Source organism: Micromonospora sp. WMMD1274 (genome assembly GCF_049179035.1).
Classification (GTDB): Bacteria; Actinomycetota; Actinomycetes; order Mycobacteriales; family Micromonosporaceae; genus Micromonospora; species Micromonospora tulbaghiae.
On the sequence record NZ_JBMHMG010000001.1, the window covers coordinates 6051817 to 6071628 of the forward strand.

Here is a 19812-nt window from a genome sequence, read left to right on the forward strand (position 1 = left end):
GACGGTAGGATTTCGGCTCCTGCACGGAACGGGGCCGTGTTCGGCCGGTCGCGCCGATTCGGCCTCGCCGGGCGCCGTGGCGTCCGGGACGAAGGGTGGACACCCCGGATGCACCAGCGGATCCTGCTGCGAGCCCGCAAGGGCCCGTTCGACGTCGTCACCGCCGAGGAGACCTACGAGCGGGACTGGATCGGCAAGAACAGCGGCAACCTGGTCTTCAGCCACGCCGCGCACAAGCTTCTGGCCACCTCGGCGGCGGAGATCACCCCGTCGCGGTTCCGGGCGGACCCGCGCGATGCCGACGAGATCAACGAGAAGTACGACGTCTTCGTGATCCCGCTGGCCAACGCGTTTCGCCACGACTACGCGAACCGGCTGGTGTCGATGACCCGGCTGATCGAGCGCCTCAAGATCCCGGTGGTGGTGCTCGGGGTCGGGGCGCAGACCGACGTGGACGGCGACCTGGAGTACCTGCGCCCGATCGACGAGCCGGTGAAGGCGTTCTGCCGGGCGGTGCTGGACCGGTCGCACAGCATCGGCGTACGGGGCGAGATCAGCGAGACCTACCTGCGTACGCTGGGTTTCTCCGCCGTCGAGCAGATCGGCTGTCCGTCGATGTTCCTGCACGGCGACAGCTTCCGGGTCGAGAAGGCGAAGGCGACCCTGGGTGCCGAGGACCGGCTCGCGTTCGTCATCTCGCCATACGTCCGCGCGTTGGCCCCAATCGTCCGCCACCACCACCAGCGCTACCCGAACCTGCGCTACCTGGCGCAGGGCCTGTACACCCTCGGCACCCTGCTCTACGGCGACGCACCGAATTTGCGCGGCAAGACCGACGACATGCCGATCCACACCTCGCACCCGCTCTTCGTCGAGGACAAGGTGCGGATGTTCGTGGACCCGTGGCCCTGGATGGAGTATCTCGCCGGATTCGACTTCGCCTTCGGCACCCGGATCCACGGCACCATCACGGCGCTGATCGCCGGCACTCCCGGGTATCTCCTCGCGCACGACTCGCGCACCCTGGAACTGGCCCGCTACTTCGACATCCCGCACCGGTTGATGCGCGACGTACCGGCCGACGTCGACGCCGCCCAGCTCTACGAGGAAGCCGACTACACGGCGCTGAACGAGGGTCACAAGGAGCGCTTCGCGCGGATCACCGCGTTCCTCGCCAAGCACGACCTCGGCCTCTCGTTCGCCGACGGGGACAGCGCCACCCGCTTCGACGAGCAGGTCCGCCAGACCGTCTACCCGCAGGCGGTCCGGCCGGCCTCCGCCCACACCACCGACGAACTGCTGGCGCGCATGCAGTGGCTGCGGGACGAGAACCGGACGCTGCAGCAGAAACTCAAGGCACACCGCGCGCAGCCACTGCGCGAGCAGGTCAAGCAGGCGGTGGGCGGCCGGGTCCGCCGGATGCTGTCGCGCTGACCGTCGTACGCCTGCTCAGCAGCGGAGTAGCCGGCGCCGGCGCCGCGACGGCGCCCGGTCCGGTGACCGGCGTCGATCACCCGCCGTCCGGCCCGGCGGATCGGTCAACCGGCCTGACGCGCTGCTCCCGCAGTTCGTCGGCGGCCGGCAGTTCCTTCGGTCGGCAGTCATGCCCCGGGTGCTGCAGCACCGCCACACAGCGCCACAAGTCAGGTGTCACCTATCCGTGCGGCAGACCCGGCCGGGACCGGTGACCGTGCGTGGACACGTCGGCTCAACGGCACGAAGCCAGTCGGACCATGGGTCACACGTACGGCCACCAGGACACCGCCCAGCACGATCAGGCTGCGACAGCCATCCTCACAGTCAGCCCAGGATCGCTCGGATGACCGCGGTGTTCCCGTCCAGTGCCAGCAGGTGCACTACCCACCCTCCCGGTCCGGGCTCGGCTCCGGGTTGGTCGCATCCGACTCGCCCGCCGCCGTCGGCGTGAACCGCCACACTGCACCCGGGCCCTGCCATGAAGCCGCCACCGGCGCCCCTGCCATTGGCGTCGGTCAGTCGCACACTGGCACCGCCATCCTCCACGGAGGACGACACCGTCCACTTGCCGAGCGGGAACTTGACCGAACGGGAGAAGGACACTTTGCAGTCGCCGTCGGCACACGCCGCGTACGTGGTGCCGCCCCCGCTCGGCGCCTCCGTCCTCTTTGCCGCTTTGGTCTCCCCTGCCGCTCTGGTCTCCGGCGAATCGTTCGCGATGGGGGAGGAGGACGCGGAAGGTCCGGCGTCACGGGGACTTGGGGAGGAAGGAGCGCGGGAGGCGGTCGCGGTAGCGGCGGTGTCTTGGCTCGACCAAGTGGCATCGGAGGACGATTCCACTTTGGAGTCGCAGGCGGCCACGGTCAAGACCAGCAGTAGCGCCCCGATCGCTGTGCGTTTGGTGGCGGAAAGTCGGCAATGCTGCATGCGCGGATTTTAGTGGCCCGATTCTGCCGGAGCTCCTGGGGTGGGACCACCCTGCCACGTCGATATCGAGGGGATGCGGACAGGCAGGGGCGCGATCGTGAAGATCGTCGTCATCGGTGGCAGGAGCTCGTCGGCTCCAAGCTCGTGCGAGAGGGTCGCCGGCGGCCTCCTTCCGAGAGGGTAGCGCCATCCGCTCCGAAACTTTCGGTACTCGTCCGGTCGGAAATCCACCCCGCCGTCCGGCGCTCTTGCTGGCAGCGAGGTCATTGACGGATGACGGGGCAGTTAGTAGCCTCAGCGCACAAAATCATGGCATGTAAATATCTCGATAAGTTTCGGAGGCGACGAGCTCACCGTCGGCGGGACAACGACTGACCCGTCGGTGAGGCCGCTCGCCGGATCCCGCCTGCGCGTCCGCGCCGGCGGGAACCCGCCACCCCCACCACCGCCGCTCACGATCACACCGCTGGAGGGCCGTTGAAACGCGTCCGGACCACCGCCACAGCAGTCATCGCCGCCGCCGCGCTCCTCCTGGCCGGCTGTGGGGGATCAGACGGCAAGTCCGACCCGAAGACCTTCGAGTTCTGGTCGTTCGCCAACATCAACCAGAAGGCCGACGTCGACGTCTACACCAAGGCGCACCCCGATGTGCGCGTCAAGCTCACCGAGGTGGGCAGCACGACCGAGACCGCGCAGGCGCTCACCGCCGCGCTGGCCGGCGGCAAGGTGCCCGACCTGGTGCTCATCCAGGCCGACGACCTGCCGAAGTTTATGCAGTCCCCGGACAACTTCGTCGACCTCACCACGCTGGGCGCGAACGACATCAAGGGCAACTACCTCGACTGGGTGATGGCGCAGTCGACGACCAGGGACGGCAAGATCATCGGCGTGCCGACCGACGTCGGCGGCTTGGCGGTGGCCTACCGTACGGATCTGTTCAAGGCGGCCGGCCTGCCCACCGACCGGGACGAGGTCTCCAAGCTCTGGCCGACGTGGGACGAGTTCATCAACGTCGGTAAGCAGTACGTCCAGAAGACCGGGAAGCCGTTCGTGGACAACACGCCGACCAGCGTCTTCTTCCAGGCGGTCAACCAGGGCAGCCAGCGCTACTACAGCGCCGACCGCCAGCTCGACTACGACAACGAGCAGGTCAAGGCGGCGTTCGACGTGACGCTGAAGGCCTTCGACGCGGGCATCTCCGCCAAGCAGGGGTCGTTCTCGTCCGGCTGGTCCGCGGCCATGAAGAAGGGCGACTACGCGGTGGTGTGCTCACCGTCCTGGATGCTCAGCCAGATGAAGACGAACGCCCCCGAGACGAACGGTAAGTGGGACATCGCCACCATTCCCGGTGGCTCGGGGAACTGGGGCGGCAGCTTCCTCGCCATCCCCAAGCGCGCCAGGAACGCGAAGGCGGCGTGGAACTACATCTCCGAGATGCAGTCGCCGAAGGGCCAGCTGGACCACTTCCTGATGCAGGGGTCGCTGCCCACCACGCCGTCGGTCTACACCGACCCGCAGCTGGTCGGGAAGACCGACCCGTTCTTCAGCAACGCACCGATCGGCAAGATCTACACCCAGTCGGTGCTGGGGATCAAGCCCTTCTACTTCGGCCCGCAGGACGGCCCCATCGGCACCGAGTTCCTCAACACGCTCACCAGCGTCGAGCAGGGCAAGGTGGCCCCGGCCAACGCCTGGAACACCGCGCTGACAAACGTCAAGAACGCCGTACGGGAATGACGGAGGGCTGATGCGCGGCGGCCGGGTCCTGCCCGGCCGCCGCACATCGGGAAGGTGACGCTTTGACCACCATGCTCGGCCCGGCCCCGGTCCCACCGGACGTCCGCAGGCCCGCTCGCAACCGGCGGATCCAGCAGGGCGTACGGGAGTTCCTGGCGCCGTACGCGTACATCTCGCCGTTCTTCGTGCTCTTCCTGATCTTCGGCCTCTTCCCGCTGCTGTTCACCTTCTACATCTCGCTGTTCGACTGGGATCCCATCGGCGAGCACCGTTTCGTGGGGCTGGACAACTTCTCCGAACTCCTGGACGACCCGCGCTTCTGGGGGGCGCTGCGGAACACGTTCAGCATCTGGGTGCTGTCGACAGTGCCGCAGTTGCTCCTGGCGCTCGGCCTGGCCCACCTGCTCAACCACGCGCGGCTGCGGCTGGCCGCGTTGTTCCGGATGTCGGTGCTCGTTCCCTACGTCACCTCGGTGGCGGCCACGACCATCGTGTTCGCCCAGATGTTCGACCGGGACTACGGCATGATCAACTGGTTTCTCGGGCTGCTGGGCTTCGACCACATCGACTTCACGGCGTCGCTGTGGGGCAGCCACGTCATGATCGCCACGATGATCGCCTGGCGCTGGACCGGATACAACACACTGCTGTACCTCGCCGCGCTCCAGGCGGTTCCCCGGGAACTGTACGAGGCCGCCGCCGCCGACGGTGCGAGCGGCTGGAGACAGTTCCTGCACATCAGCATCCCGTCGCTGCGGCCGATCATCGCGTTCACCGTCGTGACGTCGACCATCGGCGGGTTGCAGGTCTTCACCGAGCCGCTGCTGGTCAACCCGGTGGGCGGCCTCACGTGCGGGGCGGCGCGGCAGTGCCAGACCGTCACCCTCTACCTGTACGAGCAGTCCTTCGGGCAGTTCCACTTCGGCTACGGCGCGGCGGTCGGCGTCGCGCTCTTCGTCATCGTGGTGGCCTTCTCCGCACTCAACTATCTGCTGACCACCCGAATCCGTTCGGAGCGCCCATGAAGCCCGTACCCCCGACCGCCGTGCCCAGGCGGGCCCGGCGGCGCCAGGCCAATCGCGTCCCGATCCCGGTGTACGCGCTGCTCACCCTCATGGCGCTCGTCAGCGTCTTCCCGCTCTACTGGATGTTCGTGGTGGCGACGACCGACTCCGCCACCGCGACGACCCTCCCCCCGACCCTCACGCCCGGAGGCAACTTCCTGCACCTGGCGGAGCTGGTCTTCACCATCGTGCCGTTCGTGCAGTCCCTGCTGAACAGCCTCATCGTCGCCGGCACGATCGCCGTGGGCCAGGCGGTGCTCTGCGCGTTGGCCGGCTTCGCCTTCGCCAAGCTGTCCTTCCCGGGCCGCAACACGCTGTTCCTCATCGTCGTGCTGACCATGACGGTGCCGGCGCAGCTGGCAGTGGTGCCGCAGTACCTGATCATCTCGCAGCTGGACTGGGTGGACAGCCTCCAGGCGGTGATCGTTCCCGGGCTGGTGAGCGCGTTCGGCATCTTCTGGATGCGCCAGCACATCGGCAGCACCATCGACGACGAGCTGATGCAGGCGGCGCGGGTGGACGGCGCGACCACCTGGCAGATCTTCTGGCGGATAGCCTTCCCGCTGGTCCGGCCGGCGGCGTACGTGCTGGGGCTGTTCACGTTCGTCTACGCGTGGAACGACTTCCTGTGGCCGTTCATCGTCCTGAAGTCGCCGGAGAACTACACCGTCCAGATCGCCATCAAGGCGCTGCAGCAGAACCGGGACATCGATCTGGGCCTGGCGATGTCCGGCTCCTTCCTGGCCACCATTCCGCTGCTGGTGTTGTTCGTCTTCGTCGGACGCCGTCTGGTGCAGGGAATCATGGAAGGCGCGTTCAAGGGGTGAGGTCCCGTGCCGGTCTGTCATCCGGCCGGCCGGTAGTCGAACCAGTCGAATGCGGCGGTTCCCTCGGTGACGTACATGCCGATGACCCGGCCGGTGAACCCGGAGGCGACCTCGGTGGACAGGTAGCGCCCGTCGAGTTCGGCCAGGGACGACCAGCCGTCGCCGGTCTCGACCTCGAACCGGATGGTGTCGCTGCCGGCAGCCGTGACGCCCAGGAGGCCCGCCTGCGCGAGATCGTCGGACGAGGTGACGGTCGGTGGCAGCACGTCGGCGGTCCGGGTGCTCAAGGCCACGGTCACCGCCCCCGCCGGCACGGGACATTCCCCGAACACCTGGCGGAACGGCCCCACCCGGCCGATGACCCGAGCCCGCCCCCGCGCGAGTTCCAGGTCGTAGTGGTGGGCCTCGTCGATCCTGATCGTCAGGCCGGCGCGGCCGGAGCCGGGATCGACGCGGGCGCTGACCCGGCAGTCGTGGTGCTGCTGGCGGCGGCCGACGACGGTGGCGCCACTGCGGTCGAGGCTGTCGCCGGTCGCGTGCAGGGTCAGCCAGCCGGGCCGGTCGGTCAGCGACCAGGCGGCTGCGGGCCGCTCACGGGGAGAGATCCACTGTGGCCCCAGCCGGTCGTCGTCGAAGTCGTTCCGGTCGTCCCACCGGCCCGTCTCCGCCGGGCCGGTCGCGCGCGAGACGGGATCGACCACCGGCCACCCGTCGACCCAGCGCACCGGGACCAGGAACGTCTCCCGCCCCAGGACGTGGTACGGCGGCCACTGGCCCCTCGGCCGGATGCCCAGCAGGACCATCCACCAGCTGCCGTCGGCGGCCTCGACCATGTCGGCGTGCCCGGTCGCCTGCACCGGCCGGTCGGTACCGCGATGCGTCAGGATCGGATTGGCCGGCCCGGGCTGGAACGGCCCGCGCGGCGAGCGCGCGCGGGCGACGCTCACCGCGTGGCCGGTGTGGGTACCACCCTCCGAGACGAGCAGGTACCACCAGTCGCCCACCCGGTACAGATGCGGAGCCTCGGGGTACTGGCCACCCGTTCCCGACCACATCGGCACCGGGCCTTCGAAGACCTCTCCCGTACGCGGGTCGATCCGGTACGACTCGACCCCGGACACCGTCATCCAGCAGTTGCCGTCGTCGTCCCACGCCAGCGACGGGTCCACGTGCGGCAGGTCCAGACAGACCGGATCCGACCACGGGCCGGCGGGATCGGTCGCCGTGACGATCAGGTGCCGGTCGAGCGTGACGTTCGTCGTGACGACCCAGAACCGGCCGTCGTGGTAGCGGATCGTCGGCGCGTAGATGCCCCGCGAGGCGAGCGTGTCGGCGGGCAACCGGAGTTGACCGGGGCGGTCGAGCACGTTGCCGATCTGGCGCCAGCGGAACAGGTCGCGACTGTGGAAGATCGGAACGCCGGGCGTGTACTCGAAGCTCGAACACACGAGGTAGTAGTCGTCGCCGGCACGGCAGATGCTCGGATCGGGCCAGAAGCCCGGAAGGATCGGGTTGCGGTAGCCACCGTCGGCGGGCTTCGGTTCCATATCCGCTCCTTCTCGTACGGGCACGGCGCCGGCCGGTGGCAGGGCGCGCATCCGCACAGCCGGCCCGGCGTGAACTCCAGAACCAAGGATGAGGGATGAGGAGTCTCCGCCGCCGACTGTCCGGGCGGCTTCGCCGCGCGGCCCCGGAGCCCTCGTACGCCTTCACGGTGCGGCGCGGGCTGCGCGTGCCGATGGACGACGGCGTCGAACTGATCGCCGACCTCTACCTGCCGGCCGGCCCGGTGGAACCGCCGTTGCCCACGATCGTCGTCCGCTCGCCGTACGGCCGGCACGGCTCGCTCACCCACGCGCCGGCGCTGGCCGGCGAGGGGTTCACGGTCCTGGTGCAGAGCTGCCGCGGTACGGGCGGCTCCGGTGGCAGCTTCCGGCCGCAGCTCGACGAGCAGCGCGACGGCATGGCCACCCACCGGTGGGTACGCCGCCGGCCCTGGTTCACCGGCACCGTCGCGACGTACGGGGAGAGCTACCTGGGCTACACCCAGTGGGCCGTGGCGGGACGGATGTGCCGGGACGACCCCGGTAACGCCCCCGATGCCCTGTGCCTGAACGTCACGATGGCCGACTTCGGCGCGGTCACCTGGAACAACGGCGCCTTCTCGCTGGGCGGCTCGCTCGGCTGGTCGCGCCTGATGGCCCTGCGGGGCATGCGCGGCGCCCTGGTCCGGGCGCGGCTCGCGCGGCGGCCGGACCGGAAGCTGGCCGAGGCCTTCGACGTCCTGCCCCTGTCCCGTGGCGACACCGCGGTGGCCGGCCACCCGATCGGCTGGTACCAGGACTGGCTGGCCCACGAGAGGCTCACCGACGACTACTGGACCCGGCAGTCGCACACCGCGTCGGTGCCCGACGTCACCGCACCGGTGTACATGGCCACCGGCTGGTACGACATCTTCCTGCCCTGGCAGCTGCGCGACTACGCCCGGCTCGCCGCGGCCGGTCGCCCGCCGTGGTTGACCATCGGCCCGTGGGGCCACAGCAGCGAGCAGAGCCCGTTCCTCGCCGAGTCGGTCGCGTTCCTCAAGGAACACTTCGCCGGTACGCCCGCGGCCCGGCCGGCGCCCGTGCGCGCCTTCCTCACCGGCGCGGAACAGTGGCGCGACCTGCCCGCGTGGCCGCCGCCGGGCACCGCCGCGCAGCGGTGGTACCTGCATCCGGACGGGCTGCTCGACCCCGCCGCTCCCGACGGGGGCAGCACCCGCTACACCTACGACCCGGACCGGCCCACGCCCGCACTCGGTGGTCCCGGCCTGGGCCCGGCCTCCGGGCCGGTCGACAACAGCGCCCACGAACGCCGTACGGACGTGGCGGTCTTCCGCGGTCCGCCGCTGGACCACGCCGTCGTCCTCGCCGGGGAGCCGGTCGCCCGTATCCGGTTCCGTTCGACGGCAGCCAGCGCGGACGTGTTCGTCCGGATCTGCGACGTGCACCCGGACGGCCGCTCGATGACCGTGTGCGACGGCATCCGCCGCATCGGAGGCGTCGGCACCGTGGCGACCGACCCGCGGCCCGACGGGGAGGGTTACGTCGAGCTGGACGTGCCGCTGTGGCCGGCGTTCCACCGCTTCGCCGCCGGCCACCGCGTCGCCGTGCAGGTCAGCTCCGGAGCGCATCCGCGTTACGCCCGCAATCCCGGCACCGGCGAACCCGCCGCCACCGCGACCACCACGGTACGGGCGCAGCAGGAGATCTCCCACGACGGCGCCCACCCGTCCGCGATCGACCTGCCGGTGTGGACGTGAACGGGTGCGCCCGCGCCGCCCGCGGCGCCGAAGGCATCTTCATCAATCGACAAGGAGGGCTCCCCGGATGACATCCGTATTCCATGTGGCGACCAGCGGTTCGGATCGCGCCGACGGCTGCGCCGAGCGGCCGTTCCGGACGATCGACCGGGCGGCCCGCGTCGCGCAGCCCGGTGACACGGTGGTGGTGCACGCGGGGGAGTACCGCGAGTGGGTCAAGCCACGCCGAGGCGGTCTCAGCGACTCCCGCCGCATCACCTACGAGGCGGCGCCCGGCGAGCACGTGGTGATCAAGGGATCGGAACGCGTCACGGGCTGGGAGCCGCTCGGCGGGACGGTATGGCGGGCGGTCGTCGACAACTCGCTGTTCGGCTCGTTCAACCCGTTCGCCGAGGAGGTGACCGGCGACTGGATCGTGTACGGCAAGGATGCGCCGCGCAGGCACCTCGGCGACGTCTATCTGAACGGCCTGAGCTTCTTCGAGGTGGCGAGCCGGGCGGAGGTCGACGATCCGCCCCGGCGCACGGAGGCCGTCGACGACTGGACCAGGCTGCCCCGTCCGGTCGGCGATCCCGACCAGACCCGGCTCGTCTGGTACGCCGAGGTCGATGAGCGGACGACGATCTGGGCCAACTTCCAGGGCGCCGACCCGAACACGGAGCTGGTGGAGATCAACGTACGCCGCAGCGTCTTCTACCCGGAACAGCCGCACCTGGACTACATCACCGTGCGCGGATTCGAGCTGGCACAGGCGGCCAGCCCGTGGGCGCCGCCGACCGCCGACCAGCCGGGCCTGATCGGGCCGAACTGGGCGAAGGGGTGGGTCATCGAGGACAACGTGATCCATGACGCCAAGTGCTCGGCGATCTCGATCGGGAAGGAGGGGTCGACCGGGCAGAACCATGCGGCTCTGCGCGGCGACAAGCCGGGCTACCAGTACCAGTTGGAGTCGGTCTTCGCGGCCCGCCAGATCGGGTGGGACCGGGAGCACATCGGCTCCCACGTGATCCGCCGCAACACGATCTACGACTGCGGCCAGAACGCGATAGTCGGTCACCTCGGATGCGCGTTCTCCACGATCGAGGACAACCACATCCACCGCATCGGCGTGAAGCGCGAGTTCTACGGCTACGAGATCGCCGGCATCAAGCTGCACGCCGCCATCGACGTGGTGATCCGGCACAACCGGATCCACGACTGCTCACTCGGCACCTGGCTGGACTGGCAGGCCCAGGGCACCCGGCTCTCCCGCAACGTCTACCACGACAACTGCCGGGACCTCTTCGTCGAGGTCAGCCACGGCCCCTACCTGGTCGAGCACAACATCTTCGGCTCGCCCGCCGCGCTGGAGCTGTTCAGCCAGGGGGGCGCCTTCGTCTGCAACCTGATCTGCGGCACGGTGCGGCTGGAGCCGGTGCTCGACCGCGCCACGCCGTACCACCGCCCGCACAGCACTCAGGTCGCCGGGTACGCGGTGATCTACGGCGGCGACGACAGGTACGTGGGGAACCTCTTCGTGGGCGGCGACCCGGGCGCGGCCTACGGGACGGGCGCGGAGGGTGAGGGACCGCCGCTGGCCGGCACCGCCGGATACGACGGGCATCCGGCGTCGTTCGCGGAGTACCTGGCCCGCCTCGCCGACCAGCCGCCCAGCGACCAGCAGAAGTACGTCGAGGTGAGACAACCGGTGTACGCCCGCGCGAACGCCTACGCCGCGGGTGCCCGCCCGTTCGAGGGTGAGCGGGAGCCACGGGTGCTGGGCGCCGCGACGGCGACGGTCGTCGTCGAGGGCGACGCGGTCTGGCTCGTCACCGGCCTTCCCGAGGCGTTCGACGAGGCACGTGTCGGTGTGGTCACCGGCCGGGACCTGGAACGGGTCCGGTGCGCCGACGCGGATTTCGAGGAGGCGGACGGCAGCCCGGCCGTCATGGACGTGGACCTGGTGGGAGAGCGCCGGCAACCGGGACACGACGGCACCGTCGGCCCGATCGCGGGCCTCGCGTCCGGGGCGCGCCGCACTCGCGTCTTCTGACCGCGGACCCGCACGTACGCGAAAGGAGACGGTGACGTCCGGCCGGACGTCACCGTCTCCGTCGACCTCAGCCGCGTGCGGCCCAGTCGCCGAGGGCCCAGTCGCGGACCTCGGGCATGTCCTCCAGGTGCTCCACCACGTACGCCTCGTGGCGGTCGAGCTGACTGCGGCACCACGCCTTGAGGTCCGCCGCACCGCGTGGCAGACGCTTGGCGTTGTTGATGGCGTCCATCACGAGGTGGTACCGCGACGCCTTGTTGCGCACCGTCATGTCGAACGGGGTGGTGGTCGTGCCCTGCTCGATGAAGCCGCGAACGCGGAACCGGTCCGCGTCCGGGCGGCCGTGGACGAGCTGGTGGATCGCGCCGGGGTAGCCGTGGAAGGAGAAGACCACGTCGACGTCGTCGGTGAACAGCTCGGTGAACAGGGTCTCGCTCATGCCGTGCGGGTGGTCCTTGGGCCGGACCAGCGTCATCAGGTTGACCACGTTGACGACGCGCACCTTCAGACCGGGCAGCCGGTCGCGCAGGATCTGCGCCGCCGCGACCGTCTCCATGGTGACGACGTCACCGGCGCAGGCGAGGACGATGTCGGGGTCGCTGGTGCCGTCGTCGGTGCCGGCCCACTCCCAGATCCCCGCGCCGCGGGCGCAGTGTTCGATCGCCTCGTCCATGGAGAGGTACTGCAACTGCGGCTGCTTGTCGATGACGATCAGGTTGATGTACGACCGTGACCGGAAACAGTGGTCGGCCACCGACAGCAGGGTGTTGGCGTCCGGCGGCAGGTAGACCCGGGCGACGTCGCCGCGCTGGGTGAGCACCACCTGGATCAGGCCCGGGCCCTGGTGGGAGAAGCCGTTGTGGTCGTTGCGCCACGCCGTCGAGGTCAGCAGCACGTTGAGGCTCGGCACCTTCGCGCGCCACGGCAGGTGCTTGGCCTCCTGCAGCCACTTGCCGTGCTGCACGGTCTGCGAGGCGCTGACCATGGCGAACGCCTCGTAGGTGGCGAACATGCCGTGCCGGCCGGTCAGGTTGTAGCCCTCCAGCCAACCGTGGCAGTTGTGTTCGCTGAGTACCTCCATGACCCGGCCGTCGCGGCTGATCGCGACGTCGTCCGGCGTCACCCGCTCCATGAAGGCGCGGTCGGAGACGTCGAAGACGCCGCCGAGGCGGTTGCTGTTCGTCTCGTCCGGACAGAACAACCGGAACCGGTCGGCGTTGCGGGCGTAGATGTCGCGCATCATCTCGCCCAGCTTGCGCGTCGACTCGGCCCGCTGCCGCGCCGGCTGGGGCACCTCGATCGCGTAGGAACGGAAGTCCGGCAGGTCCAGGTCCCGGGTGAGCAGCCCGCCGTTCGCGTGCGGGCTGGCGCTCATCCGCAGGTCGCCGTCGGGGGCCTGGTCGCGGACCAGCGCCACGGGCGCGCCGGTGGAGTCGAACAGCTCCTCCGGACGGTACGACCTGAGCCAGCGCTCCAGCAGCGCGAGGTGCTCCGGATTGTCCTTGACGCCGGACAGCGGCACCTGGTGGGAGCGCCACGTCCCGGTGACGGTGACCCCGTCGACGGCGTCCGGCCCGGTCCAGCCCTTCGGCGACCGCAGGACGATCAGCGGCCAGGTCGGACGCGTACCGCCCCAGGAGCCGCCACGGGCGGCGGTCTGGATGTCGCGGATCCTCGTCCAGGCGGTGGCCAGGGCGGCGGCGAAGCGGTGGTGCATGCCGGGCAGGTCGGAGCCCTCGACCTCGATGACGTCGTAACCGTGGCCCCGCAGCAGGTGGCGCACCTCCTCGGGGTCCTTGCGCCCCAGCACGGTGGGACCGGAGATCTTGGCGTCGTTGAGGTGCAGGATCGGCAGGACCGCGCCGTCGCGCTCCGGGTTGAGGAAGGACACGCCCTTCCAGGAGCCTTCCAGGGGCCCGGTCTCGGCCTCGCCGTCGCCCACCACCGCGATGGCCAGCAGGTCCGGGTTGTCCATCACCGCGCCGAACGCGTGGACCAGGACGTAGCCCAGCTCACCGCCCTCGTGAATGGAACCCGGGGTGGTCACCGACACGTGCGAGGGGATACCGCCGGGGCTGGAGAACTGCCGGAACAGGCGCAGCATCCCGGCCTCGTCCTGGCTGACGTCCGGGTAGATCTCGCTGTAGGTGCCCTCCAGGTAGCCGGCGGCCACCAGTGCCGGCCCGCCATGACCCGGACCGGCCAGGTAGATCGCCTGCTGGCCGGTGTGCCGGATCAGCCGGGAGACGTGCGCGTAGATCAGCGACAGGCCGGGGCTCGTTCCCCAGTGGCCGAGCAGGCGCGGCTTGATGTGCTCAGCCGACAGGGGCTCGCGCAGCAGTGGGTTGCCCTGCAGGTAGATCTGACCGATGGTCAGGTAGTTGTTCGCCCGCCACCACGCGTCCAGACGGGCGAGTTCGGTGTCGTCGAGTTCGGCGAGCGTACGGAGTTCGGATTCGACCGCGGTCACCGTGCTTCCTTCCACTGATCTCGTCTTGTCCGGACCCAGCCTAGGCCGGGCGGCGCCCGGCCGCGGGGGGCCGCAGGCCGGAAGCCGCGGGACCTTCGGCCCTCGCCGGCGACCGCCGCGCACCGCCGGGCACATTCATGACGTTCGTTCCGCGCGCTGCTTGATCCCCAGCAGCATCCGGCGCTCCATGACCAGACTGCCCGGTTCCATCACCATTCGGTACGCGGTCCGGCCCGGCCCCGGACGCCCGGCCAGGGAGATCCGGTTGCGGCTGATCAGCCGGGTGCCCGCGCCGTACCGTCGCAGGTGGAAGCCCCACACCCAGGCGCCGTCGGCGGACCGGAACACCAGCGTCCGGCGGGGGTCGAGGATCTCCACGCGCATGGCCGGGCCGTCGGAGCACTGTTCCGGTTCATGACCTCTCCCTCCTGAACGAAGCGGCGGTCACCGCGGCGTCAGCCGGTGGTCGCCGGTCCGTGGTACGCGCGCGCATCAGCTCCCGTAGGAGTCGTAGCGGGCCGGCGCCGTGAGACGGTTCTCCACCAGGGTTCCGATCATGCTTCCGCCCTCCACCGGCCCGCGCCCGTACGCGTGGGCTACGTGACCCTGTGCCGGGACCGGCGAGGCACAGTCACGGCGCCGGCTGCGGCGCCGCGGCCGGCCCGCGCTTGGCCCGCTGGATCTGCTCGTACACGTGGGTCCGCAGTTCGGTGAACCGGGGCAGGGCCCGGGTGGTGAGCTGATCGCGTTCCCGGGGGAGGTCGATCACGAGGTCCTCCTGCACCCGGGTCGGCGAGTTCGACAGGACGAGCACGCGCTGGCCCAGATACACCGACTCGTCGATGTCGTGCGTCACGAATACGGTGGAGATGCCACGGGTCAGGTGCAGTTCGCGGACGAGATCCTCCAGGTCCGCGCGGGTCTGCGCGTCCACGGCGGCGAACGGCTCGTCCATGATCAGCACGTCCGGCTGATACGCGATGGCGCGTGCGATCGCCACCCGCTGCTGCATCCCGCCGGAGAGCTGCCACGGATGGCTGCGCGCCGACTGCGGCAGCCCGACCGCGTCGAGGGCGTCGGCGACCGCCCGGGCACGTTCGGCACGGGACAGCTTCTTGTGGCGGAGCGGAAGCTCCACGTTGCCCCGGACCGTCAGCCACGGATACAGGCTGCGGCCGTACTCCTGGAAGACCACCGCCATCGCCGGGCTCGGGCCGGTCACCGGCGACCCCTCCATCTCGACGAGGCCGCTGGTGGGCCGGAGCAGCCCGGCCAGGCATTTCAGGAGCGTGGTCTTGCCGCAGCCCGAGGGGCCGACGACGCACAGCAGTTCGCCGGCATCCATGGTGAAGCTGATGTCCCCGATCGCCTCGACCTCGCCCCGGCCGGACGCGTACACCTTCCGCAGGTGCTCGACCCTCAGCAGAGGGCTCCCGTCAGCCACGGCTCACCTCCTTCATTCCGTGGTACCAGCGCAGAACGCGGCGTTCGACGACACCGAAGACGACGGCGAGGACGACGCCGATGAGGCCGAGCAGCAGGATGCCGCTCCACATCTCGGCGATGAGGTAGTTCCGCTGGAAGTAGGCGATCCGGTAACCCAGACCGGCGGACGACGCGAACATCTCCGAGATAACCATGAGGATCAGGGCCACCGAGAGCGCCTGCCGTACGCCGGTCATGATGCGCGGACTCGCCGCCGGGAGGATCAGCAGCCACAGCCGGTCCCACCGGGAGATCCGGAACGAGCGCGCGGTCTCCATCATCACGCTGTCGGTCGCCCGGACGCCCTCGATCGTGTTCAGCAGGATCGGCCAGATCGCGCCGGACACGATGACGACGACCTTCATCGTGTCGGTGATGCCGAGCAGCAGCATCGCGACCGGGATCAGCACGGGTGGCGGAATCGCGCGGAAGAACTCCAGCAGTGGTTCGAGGATCTCGCGTAGCGGGCGGAGCCGGCCGATGACGACGCCGGCGGCGACGCCGAGCAGGATCGACGCGAACAGTCCGATCAGGAGCCGGTACAGGCTCGGCAGGACGTCGTCGACGAACGCCGGGCCGATCCAGGTCTGCCGGAACGCGTCGAGGAGGGCGCGGGGGCCGACGAGGAACCGGTTCGTCGACCGGGTGGACCAGACGGCCCAGAGCCCCACGGCCAGGACGGGAAGCCCGACCGCGAACAGGACGTTCTCGGCGACCCGGACGCCCAGGTCGCGGGGACGGGCCCGGCCCGCGCCGAGGGCGGTCACCGGGCCGCCTCGTCGGCGAGCACCGACTGGTGCCAGGCCAGCGAGCGGCGTTCGACGAAGCGGAACACGACGTTCACCAGCAGGCCGAGGACCCCGGTGACCACGACGAGGCCGTACAGGCCGACGGCGTCCCCGGAGGAGCGGGACAGCTCGATCATGCGCCCGAGACCGGGGTTGCCGATCACCATCTCCGCGGTGACGGCCAGGATGAGTGCGACGGCCGCGCCCAGGCGCAGCCCGGTCATCAGGTACGGCAGGGCGGTCGGCAGGACGAGGTAGCGCAGCCGTTCGACGCGGGTGAGGCCGAAGCTCCGCGCGGTGTCGCGGGCGACGGTGTCGACGTCGGCGACGCCGTAGATCACCTGCACGAACACCTGCCAGAACGCGGCGTAGACGATGATGACGAGCGCGGCGCGCATCTGCAGGCCGAACATCAGCACGGCGAGGGGGATCAGCGCGACCGACGGCACCGGCCGCAGGAACTCGACTGTCGTGTGCGTCGCGCGACGCAGGAACGGCACCATCCCGACCACGGTCCCCAGTGCGAGGGCCGCGAGCGTCGCCAGTGTCAGGCCGATCGCCCAGGACGTCATGGTGAGCCGGAGCCGCCGCCAGAACGCCAGGTCGCGGACCTCCTGGAACAGCCACCCGAACACGTCCGTCGCGTACGGCAGGTCGTGCGGGTCGGCCAGCCCCAGTGTCGGGATCAGTTGCCAGACGACGAGGAATCCCAGCAGACCCACGGCGCCCAGCAGGATCTTGCGCATCGGCCGGCTACTGCTGCTGGATGAGGCGGTCGAAGTCGGGTCGCCGGTCGAGGACGCGGTACTTCTGGGCGAGCGCCGCCAGTTGCTCCAGGCCGGCCCGGTCGAGTTCCCACCCGAATGCCGGGAGCCGTACCGAGTCCGCCACCGGCTCCGGCAGTTCGAGGTTGTCCTTGATGGCCTGGCGGAGGTCCTTCTCGTTGGCCGGATCCTTGGCCCAGGTGAGCGTCTTCTTCATCGCCGCCGAGAAGTCGGCGATCAGCTCGGCGTCGGAGTCCTTCAGCTTGCTCGACGTGATCGTCGTCAGGGTGGTGAGCCCGGGAACGGTGGCCTGGTACGGGGCGACCACAAGGACGTCACCGCGCTTGCGCATCTGGGTGATGAACGGCTCGGTCACCCAGGCGGCGTCGATGTTGCCGGCCGCGAGCTGGGCCGGCGCGTCCGGGAATGCCACCTCGACGAACTTGATTCTGGTGGGATCGCCGCCGTCCTTCTCGACCGCCGCCATGATCGTGACGTCGCCGGCCGCGCCAAGGCTGTTGACCGACACCTTGCGCCCCGCGAGCTGGGCCGGCCGGGTGATGCCGGACTTCCCCGACGCGACCACGGCGTTGATGTCGTCACCGTCGGCGTAGGACGACGCGTAGTTCCCGATGATCACCACACCGAGGTTCTGCAGATCGGCACGGAACGGGCCGAACGGCTGACCGATGGCGAAGTCGATGTCGCCGTTGATCAGCGCCGGGATGGCCTGCGCGCCGCCCTGTGCGGGCACCACCTCCACGTCGAGCCCCTGCTCCCGGAAGATGCCCGCCTTGATGCCACCCCACAGCGCGGCGGTCTCGCTGATCGGCAGCGCCGCCACGCGGACCTTCCGCAGATCGCCGCTCGTCCCGGGGGACGGATCGGTGGCGTCGGAGTCCGTACAGCCGGTCAGGGCGATCGTGAGGCCGGCGAGAACAGCGAGGGCGGTGACCTTCTTCATGGACGAGCCCTTCCAAGCGAAGCGCTGGTGCATCCGGAGGAGTGAGGGCCGGTGAGGAGAGGTGAACCATCCGACCGCGTCGATCAGCGTCATGCAGAGATGATTGATTGTCAAGAATTCCGATAAGGCGAATCGCAATGCGGGACGAGTGGTCCGGCTTCGATGTGAATACGTCTTGACGCGTCACGATTTTGTGACCAAACTGTGTGGTTGGTGGTGCGGCGGCGGAGGGAGCGACGACTTGGCGATCGTGGTCGTGGGCGCTGGTATCGGTGGCCTCACCACCGCCCTCAGCCTGCATCTGGCCGGCTTCCGGGACATCGCCGTCTATGAGCGCGCCGCCGCGCTGCGCCCACTCGGCGTCGGGATCAATCTGCTTCCGCACGCCGTCCGGGAGCTGACCGAATTGGGTCTCGGCGAACGCGTGGAAAGGCTCGGCGCCGCCCCCGGTACATTGGCGTACTACAACCGGCACGGTCAGCAGATCTGGAGCGAGCCGCGCGGGCTGGACGCCGGATATCGCTGGCCGCAGCTTTCCGTGCACCGCGGCCGGTTCCAGATGGAACTGCTCGCCGTGGTGCGGGAACGGCTGGGGGCCGACGCGGTGCGCACCGGGCACCGGCTCGTCGGCGTCCGGGACGGCGTCGCCCGCTTCGAGACGGCAGCGGGGGAGGTGAGCGTCGCGGGCGACCTGATCGTCGGAGCGGACGGCATCCACTCCGAGTTGCGCCGGCACCATCAGCCCGGCGAGGGGCCGCCGATCTGGAACGGGCTGACGCTGTGGCGGGGGACGGCGCGGGCGCCCGGATTCCTGGACGGTCGAACCATGATCATGGCAGGGGACGCGGAACAGAAGTTCGTCGCGTACCCGATCGGCGCCGGCCTGATCAATGTCGTCGCGGAGCGGCGCGGGCCCGGTTTCGCCGGGCCGAACGCGGACTGGAACCGGGCGGTCGACCCCGCGCCGGTCGTCTCGCTCTTCGCGGGCTGGCGTTTCCCGTGGCTCGACGTGCCGGAACTGCTGGCCGCCGCCGACGAGATCCTCGAATACCCCATGGTGGACCGCGACCCGATCGACACGTGGACCCACGGGAACACCACGCTGCTCGGCGACGCGGCGCACCCGATGTATCCGAACGGCTCCAACGGGGCGTCGCAGGCGATCCTGGACGCGCGTACCCTCGCCTTCCACCTCGCCACCGCGCCGACGGTCGGGCAGGCGCTCGACGCCTACGAGGCGGACCGGCGGCCGGCGACCACGGCGCTCGTGCTGAGCAACCGGCGGCAGGGCCCGGAACAGGTGATGGTGCTCGCCCGCGAGCGCGCGCCGGACGGGTTCGACCACATCCACGACGTCATCCCGCCGGAGGAGCTGACCGAGATCGCCACCGGATACAAGAAGGCGGCCGGCTTCCTGCCCGCCGACCTCAACGAACGGGCCTCCCTGACGCCGACGGTCTTCTCGGGCGTCCTGCCGTGACCGGCCCGGAACCGACCGAGCTGGACGCCGCGCGACTGGCATCGGTGATCTCACCGCTGCGCCGCACGCTACTCGCCGCCGCCCGGGCCGCCGAGCACCTGCCGGAGATCCCGGACGCGCAGATCGAGATCGTGCGGGCCCTGCCCCGGGGCACCGTCTCCGGTCCCGGTGAGCTGGCCGAACGGCTCCGCCTGAGCCGCTCGACGGTCAGCAACCTGCTCACCACGATGGAGGGCAGGGGTCTCGTCGAGCGCCGTCCCCGTCCCGGCAACCACCGGCACGTCGACGTGCTCGCCACCCCGAAGGCCCTCGACCTGTTCGACCGCTTCGACCTCGCGAGCGGAGACCTGGTCGCCCGCGCCGCGGCCACCCTGCCGGCGGCGGACCGCGCGGCCCTCGCCGCCGCGGTGCCCGCGTTGGAACGCCTCCGCGACGCCCTCGCACAGACCAAGGGCACCCCATGAGTACGCGCCGACCCGCCGGCCGGACGCCGT

15 protein-coding genes are annotated in these 19812 nt (G+C 70.0%); 8 read left to right on the plus strand and 7 right to left on the minus strand.

Going from position 1 to position 19812, the window contains the following annotated elements; genetic code table 11:
* Positions 1–108: 108 nt before the first annotated feature.
* The 4 genes from ACN27D_RS28590 to ACN27D_RS28605 all read left to right on the plus strand — a co-directional run bounded on the left by ACN27D_RS28590 (position 109) and on the right by ACN27D_RS28605 (position 6031).
* Positions 109–1434 (plus strand): polysaccharide pyruvyl transferase family protein, encoded by a 1326-nt coding sequence (locus ACN27D_RS28590; protein ID WP_358173694.1) that lies wholly within the window; start codon positions 109–111, stop codon positions 1432–1434.
* Positions 1435–2880: 1446 nt separating this feature from the next.
* On the plus strand, positions 2881–4140 hold the full coding sequence (locus ACN27D_RS28595) for an ABC transporter substrate-binding protein (RefSeq protein WP_421500471.1): 1260 nt from the start codon (positions 2881–2883) through the stop codon (positions 4138–4140).
* Between the two features lie 71 nt (positions 4141–4211).
* Positions 4212–5165 carry a carbohydrate ABC transporter permease gene (locus ACN27D_RS28600; protein ID WP_120570424.1) on the plus strand — a complete coding sequence of 318 codons (954 nt, stop codon included), beginning with the start codon at positions 4212–4214 and terminating at the stop codon, positions 5163–5165.
* The gene (locus ACN27D_RS28605) at positions 5162–6031 is read left to right on the plus strand and encodes a carbohydrate ABC transporter permease (protein WP_421500472.1); all 870 of its coding nucleotides are present in this window, start codon (positions 5162–5164) and stop codon (positions 6029–6031) included. The genes ACN27D_RS28600 and ACN27D_RS28605 overlap by 4 nt, the downstream gene beginning before the upstream one ends.
* A 17-nt stretch (positions 6032–6048) precedes the next feature.
* On the opposite strand, the gene ACN27D_RS28610 is transcribed toward ACN27D_RS28605, so the two are convergent.
* A complete protein-coding gene (locus ACN27D_RS28610; protein ID WP_421500473.1) occupies positions 6049–7578 on the minus strand; it encodes a glycoside hydrolase family 43 protein in 1530 nt (509 codons plus the stop codon).
* A 95-nt stretch (positions 7579–7673) separates the two neighbouring features.
* On the opposite strand from ACN27D_RS28610, the gene ACN27D_RS28615 reads away from it, so the two are divergent.
* Entirely contained in the window at positions 7674–9335 is a 1662-nt protein-coding gene (locus tag ACN27D_RS28615; RefSeq protein ID WP_421500474.1) for a CocE/NonD family hydrolase, read from the plus strand.
* Between the two features lie 67 nt (positions 9336–9402).
* A complete protein-coding gene (locus tag ACN27D_RS28620; RefSeq protein ID WP_421500475.1) occupies positions 9403–11367 on the plus strand; it encodes a right-handed parallel beta-helix repeat-containing protein in 1965 nt (654 codons plus the stop codon).
* A gap of 67 nt (positions 11368–11434) precedes the next feature.
* Here ACN27D_RS28620 and ACN27D_RS28625 read toward each other — a convergent pair whose 3' ends face one another.
* From ACN27D_RS28625 to ACN27D_RS28650, 6 genes are all read right to left on the minus strand, one after another.
* Entirely contained in the window at positions 11435–13837 is a 2403-nt protein-coding gene (locus ACN27D_RS28625; protein ID WP_421500476.1) for a phosphoketolase family protein, read from the minus strand.
* Positions 13838–13972: 135 nt separating this feature from the next.
* A complete protein-coding gene (locus ACN27D_RS28630) occupies positions 13973–14221 on the minus strand; it encodes a hypothetical protein (protein ID WP_358173679.1) in 249 nt (82 codons plus the stop codon).
* Between the two features lie 247 nt (positions 14222–14468).
* Positions 14469–15281, minus strand: a complete 813-nt coding sequence (locus tag ACN27D_RS28635; RefSeq protein ID WP_421500477.1) for an ABC transporter ATP-binding protein — start codon at positions 15279–15281, stop codon at positions 14469–14471.
* Entirely contained in the window at positions 15274–16089 is an 816-nt protein-coding gene (locus ACN27D_RS28640; protein ID WP_421500478.1) for an ABC transporter permease, read from the minus strand. The genes ACN27D_RS28635 and ACN27D_RS28640 overlap by 8 nt, the downstream gene beginning before the upstream one ends.
* Positions 16086–16856, minus strand: coding sequence for an ABC transporter permease (locus ACN27D_RS28645; protein WP_421500479.1), 771 nt, complete (start codon positions 16854–16856; stop codon positions 16086–16088). Before ACN27D_RS28645 ends, ACN27D_RS28640 begins: the two co-directional genes overlap by 4 nt.
* A 7-nt stretch (positions 16857–16863) precedes the next feature.
* Positions 16864–17931, minus strand: coding sequence for an ABC transporter substrate-binding protein (locus ACN27D_RS28650; RefSeq protein WP_421500480.1), 1068 nt, complete (start codon positions 17929–17931; stop codon positions 16864–16866).
* Positions 17932–18088: 157 nt separating this feature from the next.
* Between ACN27D_RS28650 and ACN27D_RS28655 the strand changes: the two genes are divergently transcribed.
* Together ACN27D_RS28655 and ACN27D_RS28660 are read left to right on the plus strand one after the other, a co-directional pair.
* The gene (locus ACN27D_RS28655; RefSeq protein ID WP_421501210.1) at positions 18089–19318 is read left to right on the plus strand and encodes a flavin-dependent oxidoreductase; all 1230 of its coding nucleotides are present in this window, start codon (positions 18089–18091) and stop codon (positions 19316–19318) included.
* Positions 19315–19782 carry a MarR family winged helix-turn-helix transcriptional regulator gene (locus ACN27D_RS28660; protein WP_393159581.1) on the plus strand — a complete coding sequence of 156 codons (468 nt, stop codon included), beginning with the start codon at positions 19315–19317 and terminating at the stop codon, positions 19780–19782. The genes ACN27D_RS28655 and ACN27D_RS28660 overlap by 4 nt, the downstream gene beginning before the upstream one ends.
* Positions 19783–19812: the final 30 nt, after the last annotated feature.